9 protein-coding genes, 1 tRNA gene and 3 pseudogenes are annotated in these 10,854 nt (G+C 69.8%); 4 read left to right on the forward strand and 9 right to left on the reverse strand.

Annotation, left to right across the window (positions count from 1 at the left end):
- A partial coding sequence (locus G3I42_RS13485) for an ATP-binding domain-containing protein (RefSeq protein WP_164285715.1) occupies positions 1 to 883 on the forward strand: 883 nt, incomplete at its 5' end.
- On the opposite strand, the gene G3I42_RS13490 is transcribed toward G3I42_RS13485, so the two are convergent.
- The 6 genes and pseudogenes from G3I42_RS13490 to G3I42_RS37555 form a co-directional block, all read right to left on the reverse strand.
- Complete coding sequence (locus G3I42_RS13490; RefSeq protein ID WP_164285717.1) at positions 831 to 1,751, reverse strand: polysaccharide deacetylase family protein; 921 nt, start codon at positions 1,749 to 1,751, stop codon at positions 831 to 833. The genes G3I42_RS13485 and G3I42_RS13490 overlap by 53 nt on opposite strands.
- Positions 1,752 to 1,772: 21 nt before the next feature.
- Entirely contained in the window at positions 1,773 to 2,303 is a 531-nt protein-coding gene (locus G3I42_RS13495) for an O-acetyl-ADP-ribose deacetylase (RefSeq protein ID WP_164285719.1), read from the reverse strand.
- 17 nt (positions 2,304 to 2,320) lie between these two features.
- Entirely contained in the window at positions 2,321 to 2,443 is a 123-nt protein-coding gene (locus tag G3I42_RS38210) for a hypothetical protein (RefSeq protein WP_275405250.1), read from the reverse strand.
- Positions 2,444 to 2,598: 155 nt separating this feature from the next.
- Positions 2,599 to 2,892 (reverse strand): annotated as a pseudogene (locus G3I42_RS37550) (class I SAM-dependent methyltransferase); the annotation flags it as partial.
- A gap of 195 nt (positions 2,893 to 3,087) precedes the next feature.
- Positions 3,088 to 3,831 (reverse strand): hypothetical protein, encoded by a 744-nt coding sequence (locus G3I42_RS13505; RefSeq protein ID WP_239096428.1) that lies wholly within the window; start codon positions 3,829 to 3,831, stop codon positions 3,088 to 3,090.
- A 1,312-nt stretch (positions 3,832 to 5,143) separates the two neighbouring features.
- Positions 5,144 to 5,271: pseudogene (locus G3I42_RS37555) on the reverse strand (GntR family transcriptional regulator); the annotation flags it as partial.
- 31 nt (positions 5,272 to 5,302) lie between these two features.
- Here G3I42_RS37555 and G3I42_RS13515 point away from each other — a divergent pair.
- Positions 5,303 to 5,482: pseudogene (locus G3I42_RS13515) on the forward strand (site-specific integrase); the annotation flags it as partial.
- A gap of 78 nt (positions 5,483 to 5,560) precedes the next feature.
- On the opposite strand, the gene G3I42_RS13520 reads toward G3I42_RS13515, so the two are convergent.
- Together G3I42_RS13520 and G3I42_RS13525 are read right to left on the reverse strand one after the other, a co-directional pair.
- Positions 5,561 to 5,634: transfer RNA gene (locus tag G3I42_RS13520), tRNA-Pro, on the reverse strand.
- A gap of 91 nt (positions 5,635 to 5,725) precedes the next feature.
- Positions 5,726 to 6,664 carry a metallophosphoesterase gene (locus G3I42_RS13525; RefSeq protein WP_164285721.1) on the reverse strand — a complete coding sequence of 313 codons (939 nt, stop codon included), beginning with the start codon at positions 6,662 to 6,664 and terminating at the stop codon, positions 5,726 to 5,728.
- A 74-nt stretch (positions 6,665 to 6,738) separates the two neighbouring features.
- On the opposite strand from G3I42_RS13525, the gene G3I42_RS13530 reads away from it, so the two are divergent.
- Complete coding sequence (locus tag G3I42_RS13530) at positions 6,739 to 7,206, forward strand: GatB/YqeY domain-containing protein (protein WP_164285723.1); 468 nt, start codon at positions 6,739 to 6,741, stop codon at positions 7,204 to 7,206.
- A gap of 208 nt (positions 7,207 to 7,414) precedes the next feature.
- On the opposite strand, the gene G3I42_RS13535 is transcribed toward G3I42_RS13530, so the two are convergent.
- Positions 7,415 to 9,661 carry a transglycosylase domain-containing protein gene (locus G3I42_RS13535; RefSeq protein WP_164285725.1) on the reverse strand — a complete coding sequence of 749 codons (2,247 nt, stop codon included), beginning with the start codon at positions 9,659 to 9,661 and terminating at the stop codon, positions 7,415 to 7,417.
- A 388-nt stretch (positions 9,662 to 10,049) separates the two neighbouring features.
- Here G3I42_RS13535 and G3I42_RS13545 point away from each other — a divergent pair, with 388 nt between their 5' ends.
- Complete coding sequence (locus G3I42_RS13545; RefSeq protein ID WP_164285727.1) at positions 10,050 to 10,469, forward strand: WhiB family transcriptional regulator; 420 nt, start codon at positions 10,050 to 10,052, stop codon at positions 10,467 to 10,469.
- Positions 10,470 to 10,854: the final 385 nt, after the last annotated feature.

The following is a 10,854-nucleotide window of genomic DNA, read 5'->3' on the forward strand; positions in this document are numbered from 1 at the left end:
CGCCTGGGAGCGCCGCGTCGCGCACGGCCGCCCCGTCCGCACCCTCCTCGACACGCTGTGGCCGCAGGTCCGCCCCGAGGACGTCCTGCGCGCGGCGCTGGCCCAACCGGGGCTGTACGCGGACGGGTTGCTCGACGCCGACGCGTGCGAGGCGCTGCGCCGTCCGGCCGCGAGCCGGGCCCGTACGGCGGCCGACCTCGTTCTCCTCGACGAGGTCGCGGGCCTGCTCGCGCACCCGCCCGCCTTCGGGCACATCGTCGTGGACGAGGCGCAGGACCTGTCCGCGATGGAGTGCCGCGCGATCGCCCGCCGCCTCGGCGCGGCCGGCTCCCTCACGGTCCTCGGCGACCTCGCCCAGGGCACCACCCCGTGGGCCGCCCACGACTGGCCCACGCACCTCGCCCACCTCGGCCGCCCCGCCACCGAGTACACCGAACTCACCACGGGCTACCGCGTCCCCGCCCCCGTCCTCGACCTCGCGAGCCGCCTCCTCCCGCGCATCGCCCCCACGTTGCGCCCGCCCCGCTCACTGCGCGCCGACCCGGCCGCGCTCACCACGACGCGCGCCACGGACGCGGCGACCCTCGCGGCAACGGTCCGCGCATCCCTCGAACGCCCGGGAACGGTCGCGGTGCTGTGCGCGGAGGAGCCACCCGTACGGGCGGTACTCGACGCCCACGGCCTCCCGCCCACCGACCGCCTGACCGTCGTCCCCGCACACCTCGCCAAGGGCCTGGAGTTCGACCACGTCGTCCTCCTCGACCCCACCGCCATCCGCACGAGCGCCCCCCGCGGCGACCAACTCCTCTACGTCGCCCTGACCCGCGCGGTCACAAGCCTCCACATCCTCCACGGGGGTCCGTCGCCGCTGGTCGATAGGTGACGCGCCGCCATACATCGCGCAACCCCTGGTAGCCGACGATCCGCACCTCGTGCTCCCGCACCAGCGCCGCGGCCCGCTCCGAGGTCAGGAACGCGAGGTCCCCGACCCGCACACGCCAACCCCCGTCCACCGCACGCGAGTCGGCGTCGCCGCGCCCCGGGTGCACGGCCCACTCGCTCAGCCCCTCGGGCAGCGCGGCCAGCAACTGCGCGTACCGCGCCGCCCGCCCCTCGACCGGCAGCGAGAAGCTGTCGAGAAACGGGTGGTCGACCACGGGCAGCCCCCGCGCCCGCGCCCTCCGCCGCCCTTCCGCGAGCCACACCCGCACCGCGAGCCCGTACTCGGCCGCGAGGGCCTGCGCCACGTCGAGCAGGTCCGCGCGCCCGCCGTCCGCGAGGCAGTGGAAATCGAGGTGCGTCGGTACGAGCCCGGCGGCGAGCACCGTCTCGATCTGCGCCCGGAACTCGACCGCCACCTCCTCCGCCCGTGCCCGCCCGAGCAGAGTCGCCCGCCCCTCCGGACTCGCGACGAGGAACGTCCCGTCCGCGCCGACCAGCGAGGGCACCCGTCCCCGCCCCGCCACGGGCCCCCACCGGTACGTCGGCGCATCGCACACGAGCGTCAGATGCACCCCGAACGGAATCCACGGCCGCTCCCGCAGCGACCGCATCGCCTCCTCCGCCGCCGGGCACGGCACCATGAGGCTGCACGAGGCGGCGATGCCGGACTCGATGGCTTCGACGACGGCCGCGTTGATCCCGGGGTGCATCCCGAGGTCGTCGCAGTTGACGAGCAGGACGCGCTCGGTGGCGGAGAACCCGAGCAGCTGGCTCGCCAACGCGGCCTCTTGTGACGACAGTTCGCTCATACGGTCCTGACCTTCCCGAGTTCAGTCGCCGTCGACCGCCGCCCGCAGCACCTCGTACCCCTGCTCGTCGAACCCCACGAGCCGGATCTCGGCGACCCGTGTCGGTGTCGTGCGGAGCGTGCGGACCGCGATCGTGGCGGCCTCGTCCGCCGGAAAGCCGTAGATGCCCGTCGAGATGGACGGGAAGGCGAGGCTCGTGACGTCGCCGAGTTCGTCGGCGACCTCCAGGCAGCGGCGGTAGCAGGAGGCGAGCGTGTCGCGTTCGCCGTTGCCGCCGCCACGCCAGACAGGCCCCACGGTGTGGATGACGTGGCGGACCGGCGGTGAGAGACGGAAGGCGGGCGTCGCCTTGGCATCACCGGGCCGGCACGGCGCGATGTCCCGCCCGGCACGGGCGAGTTCGGGTCCCGCGGCACGGTGCAGAGCACCGTCCACACCCCCGCCGCCCTGAAGCGAGGAATTCGCGGCGTTCACCAGCGCGTCCACGTCCTGGCGGGTGAGATCCCCGCGCACCACGGTCAGTTCCGGCCGCTTCCGCTCCGTATCGCTCATGCCCCCGATCCTGCCACTCAGCCCGCGCTACGGAGCAGAAGGAACCCCTGCGGCGTCGGCTCCCGGTCCTCCGGCTGCCGCACGACGCGCGCCGTCTCGATGAGCCCGTGCCGGCCGAGGATCGCGCACAGATCGTCCACGGGCCGCCGGTACACGGCAGCCGCACGGCGTGCCCGTACGCGTGCACCAGCCAACTCGCGGGCGCAGAGCCGTCCGGCCCCACCTTGAACGCGACGCACAGCACCCCACTGGGCGCCAGTACGCGAGCGAACTCGTTGGCCATGGAGTCAACTTGCTGATCGGAGGAGTGCACGGTCGAGTACCAGGCAAGCGCCCCACCGAGCGCGCGCGTGGCGATCGGCAACCGCGTCATGTCCCCCGCGACGAACGTCACGCCCCGGTGATCGCGCGCCCCGACCCGCACCATCCCCGCCGACAGATCCACCCCGACCACGCGCACCCCGAGCCCCCGCAGATACCCGGCGACCCGCCCAGTCCCACACCCGAGATCCCCGACGACGGCCCCCGCCGCGACCGCCTCGGCGAAAACCCCCAACACCCCGCGCTCCCACAGCGCTTCGGCCTCCATCCCCTGCCCGATCAACTCCGCATAACTCTCGGCCTCGCCCCGAAGCGACTTGAGTGGGCGCCTGGCCTTGGGCTGGAGGGCTCCCTACGTGCGTTGATCGTCCGCTGACGTTCATGCTCGTCCGCCGGCGTTCGTCGCCGTTGCCACGCAGTTAGACCCTTAGACGATTAGGGCTGTACCGCAGCGCAGCGAGGTTCAGCTCAGCGATGGTGGTGGAACGAAGCTCGCATCTGCTCCTTCGTACCAGCTCCACTCCAACTGGCGTTCGAACCCTCCAGCGGGAGTACCGGAAGTGAGCAACGCGCCACCTTCCGGCACGACATCGACTGCACGCCGTTGTCCCGCCTGGACGGCCTCGATCTGCAACCACCATGAGCACCGCACGCTCTCCGCTCGGCCAGTGATCAGCAGAGACTGTGACTCCCCAGGGGAGAGCGTAATGACGTTGTCATCGAAGTATGGGCGATTGCCGGTCCGTGTCAGGCGGCTGATCGAGTCCTCGTAGGCGGCTTCCCAAGCCTCGGGGATGGACTCGTCAAGAAGGAAGTCCAAGACGATAGCTCCCGCTGCGCCCGCAGGCGGATAGCTGACCCATGTAGCACCGAATGGCTCGCCTACCTGTTGCTTGTGGACTTTGATGTTGGTAATCGTGAGTGGCTGCTCTGTCCGGTTCTCTACCAATAGTTTGGCGGTCGTCGCTTTGAAGTCAGCGGCGCCCCGTTGGCGCAGCAGCCAGTACATGGGCATGTAGGTGCGCTTGTCCTGAGGAATGTATTGCGGCAAGGCATCATCTGACGGCAAGGCCATCTCCCACGCCTTGGGGACAAGAACCTCTCCCGTGACAGTCAGAGGATCACCGCGTTTCACCCAGCGCCGAAAGTACACGCCGGCACCGAGGACCACTGCAACAATCAAGGAACCAGCGACGCCTTCGATCACGGAAGCGCTCCTCAGGGCCAGTCCCTCGGCACACCGCATGTTGCCGGGGACGAGGTCAGGGTTGACGGTTGCGAACAGTCTGTCACCGTCGGCCGTCGGCGAGTGCTTAGGGGAACGCAAGACGGCCCAGCAACGGCCATCGGGTGCGTCGGCCACCAGTCCGTGTATGCCTCGTTAGCCTGAGCCACGTTGCTATGCCGCCGACCGATCCGTAGGACGCCTCTGGGGCCTCAGCGCAGGGGCCCTCAGCTTGGGAAGCTGCGGCACTTTGGACCGGACCTCTGAGCTGATTTGCGCGGATGCTCGCATCCGATCCTCGTCGGCGGCTGGCGCTTACGCCGTAGTTTCCCGCCTGATCTGATGCGCTTGTGATGCGAGCCGCCAGCGGTGCTGCCGCTACTGCTGCGGCAGGGGCTACTTCCTGCGACGCTTGGTCGCCCTCTTCTTCAGTTCGGCCTGGCCACGCTTCGTCCAGTCGCCTTGATGGAGGTGGCAGCGCGCTGTGCCCTTCATCGTCTTGTTCTGGCAACGGTTCCCAGCAGCGGTGGGCCAACCGCACTTCCCTTGCTTCCACTCGCCCACCGTCCACCTCCGGTAGCTCGCTTCGTAGGCCGGAACCCAGCGTGCACTTCCTCGCACGTCTCGGGGGAGGGCGCATGGCCGACGGCATGGAGGCTCCACGCGCACGCGAGTCAGTACAACCGGCGCACGGTCGCATGTGCACGCCAAGTCTGCCCGTGCGCTCTCAGGGGCCCTCGTGGCTGGTCAGCGGCGTTCGTAGCTAGACAGGCGATCAGTTAGTAGATGGAGTTGAACGGCTTCGTACGGGGCTGAATGAGACGGAAACCGAGACGGCCGGGACCGGCTGGCGGCAGGTCGGAGGTCGGAGACTCGTCCGCTGTTTTGGTGTCAGTGGGGGCTCATACAATAGGAGTTGACCGAAATGGTTCTGATGCGAGGGAGGTGAAAGAGATGGCTAAGAAGGCGAGCGGTGGCAGCTCCGGGAGTAAGGCCCGGAGCGCCGTAACCGGCCGGTACGTGACCAAGAGCTACGCAAAGGCTCACCCGCGTACCACGGTGGTAGAGGCTCCCAAGAGGCGTTCCGGCAAGAAGTGACCTCTTGAGATCTGAACCCGGGAGGGGTGTCGAGAGGACGCCCCTCCCGGACCCACTTTAGCGAGGGGCGCACATGTGGCCACCGACTGGGGTCATTCGGTCCCTGCGATGCGGGTGGTGGCAATCTCCAGAGAACACACCACTACCTCTGCCTGCTTCCATCCCGTCCGCCTTCGGCTCACACACCGTGGAGCGGGACGGGCTTGAAACCGAGGTCGGCCAGCCGTGCGTACGTACCGCCCGGCCCGGTGTTCTCGCGGGCCCCGCAACGGCCTCCATCGGCAGGTAGCTCGTGGCCAAGAGGACCGGTTTACCGTCGAGAACCAACTCAACGACACAGCATGAGACGCTCACGTCCTTCGTCTCGATCCTGTCCGACAAGCGCATCCCGCTGGAGGAGATCTCCCGGCAGGTAGGGCACTCCAGCACCGCCGTCACGGAAGAGGTGTACCGCAAGCAGATCCGCCCGGTGATCCAGACCGGGGCCGTCGCCATGGACGAGATCTTCGGGGTGCCACCGCCCCCGGATCGGTAGTCACGCAGATAGACACGCAGAACGAATCAGGGCCACCGACTCACGTGAGTCGGTGGCCCTGACCTGCTGCTTTGGCTGTCGGGGTGGCGGGATTTGAACCCACGACCTCTTCGTCCCGAACGAAGCGCGCTGCCAAGCTGCGCCACACCCCGGTGTCGTCGGCGACTGGTCACTCGGTGGTGATTTTGTCGTGGCGACAACCGATACTTTAGCCGACTCCGGGCCCAGGGCGAAATCCGGTTCTCAGGCCGCCGGGGTCAGGGTCAGGAGGGTGGCCTCCGGGGGGCAGGCGAAGCGGACGGGGGTGTAGCGGTTGGTGCCGCAGCCGGCGGAGACGTGCAGGTGGGCGGTGTGGCCGGCGCTCGTGTGGGTGGAGAGGCCCTTGACGCGGTCCGTGTCCAGGTCGCAGTTGGTGACCAGGGCTCCGTAGAAGGGGATGCAGAGCTGGCCGCCGTGGGTGTGACCGGCCAGGATCAGGGGGTAGCCGTCGGCCGTGAAGGCGTCCAGGGCGCGCAGGTACGGGGCGTGCACGATGCCGAAGGAGACGTCCGCGTCCGGGTCGGGGCCGCCCGCGACCTCCGCGTAGCGGTCCCGCTTGATGTGCGGGTCGTCGATGCCCGTCAGGCCGATGCGGTAGCCGTCGATCTTCAGGGCGTCCCGCGTGTTGGTCAGGTTGAGCCAGCCCGCCGCGTCGAAGCCGTCCCGCAGCTCCTCCCACGGGTTGTGCACCACGTTCTCGGCCGGCGCGTTGCCGTTGAGGCCGTGCGCGCCGCGCGCCTTCTCCAGGAGGTAGCGGCCCGGGTTGCGCAGCCGCGGCCCGTAGTAGTCGTTCGAGCCGAACACGTACGCCCCCGGGAACTCCATGAGCGGCCCGAGCGCGTCCAGGACCTCCGGGACGCCCTGTGGGTCCGAGAGGTTGTCGCCCGTGTTGATCACGAAGTCGGGGCGGAGCCCGGCGAGGGACTGGAGCCAGCGGCCCTTCTTCTTCTGGCCGCACACCATGTGGATGTCCGAGACCTGGAGGACGCGCAGCGGGCGCATCCCCTCCGGCAGGCAGGGGATCGTGACCCGGCGCAGCCGGAACGACCTCACCTCGAAACCCGCCGCGTAGACGAGGCCGGCCGCCGCCGTCGCCCCGATTCCCGCCGTGATGCCCAGGGGTACCTTCACTCGCGCGCGCATGGCCTCATCGTGTCAGACGCGGGGCCGGTGAAAAATCCGGCGGGCTTCCCCGTACCACCTGAGACACTGGCCGCATGACCACCCTCAAGTCCACCCTGCGCGACGACCTCCAGACCGCCATCAAGGCGCGTGACGAGCTGCGTTCCGCGACGCTCCGGCTGACGCTCACCGCGATCAGCAAGGAAGAGGTCTCCGGTACGAAGGCCCGCGAGCTCTCCGACGAGGAGGTGCTCCAGGTGCTCGCCAAGGAGGCGAAGAAGCGGCGCGAGGCCGCCGACGCCTTCGCCCAGGCGGGCCGCACCGAGCAGGCCGAGCGCGAGCAGGCCGAGGGCGAGGTGCTCGCGCACTACCTGCCCCGCCAGCTCGACGACGCCGAGCTGGACGAGATCGTCGCCGGGGCCGTCGCCGAGGCGCGCGCCGCCGGGGCCGAGGGGCCCAAGGCGATGGGGCAGGTCATGAAGCTCGTGGGCCCGAAGGTGAAGGGCCTCGCCGAGGGCGGTCGCGTGGCCGCCGCGGTGAAGAAGGCGCTCGCCGCGGGCTGAGTGCGGCGGGCTGAGTGCGGCGGGCTGAGCGCGGCGGACCGGGCGCCAAGAACGGAGCGCCCCCGCCGGGCGCCCCGCACGCGGAAAGGCCCCGCCCGGTTGCTCCGGGCGGGGCCTTCGTCGTGCCGCGGGACGGCGGCTCGGGTACGAACTCGGGTACGGGTCGGAGCAGCCGCTCAGGGCGCCCCGTGCGCCCCGGCGTCACCGCTCAGTGGCCCCAGCCGCCCCCTTGCCCGTTGCCGTTCCCCCGGCCCTGCCCCGGGTTCGCCGGCTGCCCGCCGTTCTGGTTGCCGAAGATGAAGCCGCCGTCGTCCGGCTTGTCGTCGCCCTGGTCGCCCTGGTCGCCGCCGTTGTCGTGCTTGTCGCCGCCGCCCGGCTTCTTCTTGTCCTTCTTCTTCGCGTCGGGGATGTCGATGAGGTGGAAGTTCTGCGTCGGCTTGCCCGCGAGGGCGCCGGTCATCGCGTCGCGCCAGATCGGTCCGGGGACCTGACCGCCGTACACGTACTCCTGGTAGACGCCGCCGATCGTGAGGTCGTGCATCTCGACCTCCTGGGAGGCGCTGCCGACCCAGACGGCCGCGGCGAGGTTCGGCGTGTAGCCGGCGAACCAGGCGTTCTTCCGCTTGTCCGTCGTACCGGTCTTACCGGCGCTCGGGCGGTCGCCGAGGCCGGCTTCCTTACCCGTACCGGAGTCGATCACGCCGTTGAGGAGCGTGGAGATCGAGTCGGCGGTCTTCTCCGCCATCGCCCGCTGGCACTGCGACTTCGGCACCGGCACCGGCTTGCCGTTCATGCCGGTCACGGAGTTGATCGAGACCGGGGTGCAGTAGGTGCCGCGCGAGGCGAAGGCCGCGTAGGCGGCGGAGAGCGTGAGCGGGGAGAGCGTCGACGAGCCGAGCGAGATGGAGGGCTGCTGCGGCAGCTTCTGGCCGTTGCCCATGACGACGTGCAGCTTGTCCGTCATCTGCGTGACGGGGCAGATGCCGACCTCGGAGATGAGCGAGACGAAGTAGGTGTTGATGGACTTCGCCATCGCCTCCTTCATCACGTACGGGCCCTTCTCGGACTCGTTCTCGTTGTGGACCGTGGCGCCGTCGTTGTTGGTGTACGTGCCCTCGCACGTCGTCACCGGGCTCGGGTAGTCCATCTTGTACGGGGACGGGTACTCCTTCGTCGGCGGCATCCCCTTCTCGATGGCGGCCGCGGCGACGAAGGGCTTGAAGGTCGAACCGGTCTGGAAGCCGTAGTTCGAGCCGCCCATGGAGTGGTCGACGCTGTAGTTGATGAGCGTCTGGTTCTTGCCGGTGCCGTACGGGGTCGCCTGGCCCATCGCGAGGATCTTGCCCGTGCCGGGCTCGACGAGGGTGCCCGCGGCGGTGACCTTGTCCGTCTTGTAGACGTGCTTGTTCAGGGACTGCTGGAGCGAGTCCTGCGCCTGCGGGTCCAGCGTGGTCCGGATCGTGAGGCCGCCGCGCTTCCAGAGCGCGAGCCGGGCGTCCTTCGTCTTGCCGAAGGCCGGGTCCGTGAGGAAGACGTGCTCGACGTAGTCGCAGAAGAAGCCCGCGCCGCGCGAGGCGGTGATGCAGCCGGAGCGCTGCGGGGTGACCTTGAGGCCGAGCGGCTTGGCCTGGGCGGCCTTGGACTCGGCGGCGGTGATGGCGTGCGTCTCCGCCATGCGGCGCAGCACGGTGTTGCGGCGCTTGGTCGCTTCCTGCGGGTCGTTGATCGGGTCGTAGCGGGTCGGGGACTGCACGATGCCCGCGAGGAGCGCGCCCTGGTCGAGCGTGAGGTCCTTGGCGTGCTTGGAGAAGTAGCGCTGGGACGCGGCCTCGACCCCGTAGGCGCCCTGGCCGAAGAAGGTGATGTTGAGGTAGTTCTCCAGGATCTTCTTCTTGCCCAGTTCTTTCTCGATCTGGATCGCGTACTTCAGTTCCTGGATCTTGCGGCCTATCGTCTGCTGGGTGGCCTGGGCGACCTTGTCGGGGTCGTCGCCGGCCTCCTCGATGAAGACGTTCTTCACGTACTGCTGGGTCAGCGTTGAGGCGCCCTGCGCGACACCGCCGCTCTGCGCGTTCTGGTTGACGGCGCGCAGCACACCCTTGAGGTCGATCGCGCCGTGCTCGTAGAACCGTGAGTCCTCGATCGCGACGAGCGCCTTCTGCACGTACGGCGACATGTCCTTGCGGTCCACGACGGTGCGGTCGCGGTAGAAGACGGTGGCGATCTCACCGCCCTTGGCGTCGAGGATCTTGCTGCGCTGGGTGAGCGGCGGCCGCTTGAGATCGGCGGGGATCTCGTCGAACTCCTTCACCGTCCCCTTGGTGGCGAGTCCGAGCGCCCCCACGCCCGGCAGGGCGATGCCCGCGAGCACTCCGCCCGCGAGAACACTGACTCCGAGGAACCTGGCGGCCAGCTGAACCGGGGAGAGCCCACCGCCCGCGCGCTTCTTTGCCATGGGGGCACCCTACGTTCTGATTCCCCGGACAACGGCACATCCCTTGGCCTAAGCTCTTCCCGACTGTCACGACGGCCCCTTCTCCTGGCCGAGTGGACGGGGTGCGCGCGCCGCACTGCCGTACGCCCTGCCGGATTTCGCCCCGTACGTCCACTCCTGCCCCTCCCGAGGGGGGCGAACTGTCCCGTAGGTACTGAAAGGGACGTATGTCGTTCGCTCACTCCGTTGGGTGATCTGCCGCATGCGCATAGTCCGTTCGGGCCATCCAAGATTGGGCCCGAAGGGGGTGTTGCGCTGTGCCCACCTTCCGTAACGTCCTGCACTGGCGGCGGTGAATATGCCGCTGCCGCCGTGGGGGAGCCTCGATTCGGGAGAGGACGGCGCCGGCATGGGCTGGGTTACCGACTGGAGTGCGCAGGCAGCCTGCCGCACTACTGATCCGGATGAACTGTTCGTACAAGGGGCAGCGCAGAACAGGGCCAAGGCGGTGTGCACGGGATGCCCGGTGCGCACCGAGTGCCTGGCCGACGCGCTCGACAACCGCGTCGAGTTCGGCGTCTGGGGAGGAATGACCGAACGGGAGAGGCGTGCGCTGCTGCGCAGGCGCCCCCTGGTCACCTCCTGGCGCCGCTTGCTGGAGACGGCACGCAGCGAGTACGAGAGGTCCTGCGGGCCGCTCGGCACGGGGACCGAAGCGCTGGACTTCGAGGAGATGGAGGCCGAGGACGCCGCACACGTCACGGCGGACCCGGCGGAGCGGCGGTACGTCGCGGCCCCGGGGGACCGCCGGTACGCGGCGGTCGGCTGACGGGGTGCCACGGCGCCGGTGGCGCGGGCGCCAGGACGCGGGTGGCGCGGGCGCCAGGACGCCGGTGGGCCCGGGCGGGATGAGCACGCGTACAGGTCGCGGGGGGCTGTACGTACGTCCGGACATCCGGAAGGACGCGTGCGGGTGCCGCCCGGTGGCCGCGTGCGGGTGGCGCCGGGGACGTTTCCGGTACGGTCCTTCGCCTCGTACCGCCGCGGTCCGGCCCGTACCTGCGGACCGGCCTCCGCGCGAGCGGCGTGGAGGGCGCGGTCCGTGGGCGCGTTTCCCGCGCAGCGCGAGGGATTCAGCCCTCTCCCGCCAGCCGCTGCGCGACCGTGCGCAGGCCCGTGAGGTCGTGGACGTCGCCCGCGAGCGCGGGGACCTC

This window comes from Streptomyces sp. SID11385 (assembly GCF_010548245.1).
Classification (GTDB): Bacteria; Actinomycetota; Actinomycetes; order Streptomycetales; family Streptomycetaceae; genus Streptomyces.

Bases quoted from the DNA above. Each gene is read 5' to 3' on its own strand.
- G3I42_RS13490 (WP_164285717.1), bottom strand. From the start codon at position 1,751: ATGAGCGAACTGTCGTCACAAGAGGCCGCGTTGGCGAGCCAGCTGCTC.
- G3I42_RS13495 (WP_164285719.1), bottom strand. From the start codon at position 2,303: ATGAGCGATACGGAGCGGAAGCGGCCGGAACTGACCGTGGTGCGCGGG.
- G3I42_RS13525 (WP_164285721.1), bottom strand. From the start codon at position 6,664: ATGCGCGCGCGAGTGAAGGTACCCCTGGGCATCACGGCGGGAATCGGG.
- G3I42_RS13530 (WP_164285723.1), top strand. From the start codon at position 6,739: ATGACCACCCTCAAGTCCACCCTGCGCGACGACCTCCAGACCGCCATC.
- G3I42_RS13535 (WP_164285725.1), bottom strand. From the start codon at position 9,661: ATGGCAAAGAAGCGCGCGGGCGGTGGGCTCTCCCCGGTTCAGCTGGCC.
- G3I42_RS13545 (WP_164285727.1), top strand. From the start codon at position 10,050: ATGGGCTGGGTTACCGACTGGAGTGCGCAGGCAGCCTGCCGCACTACT.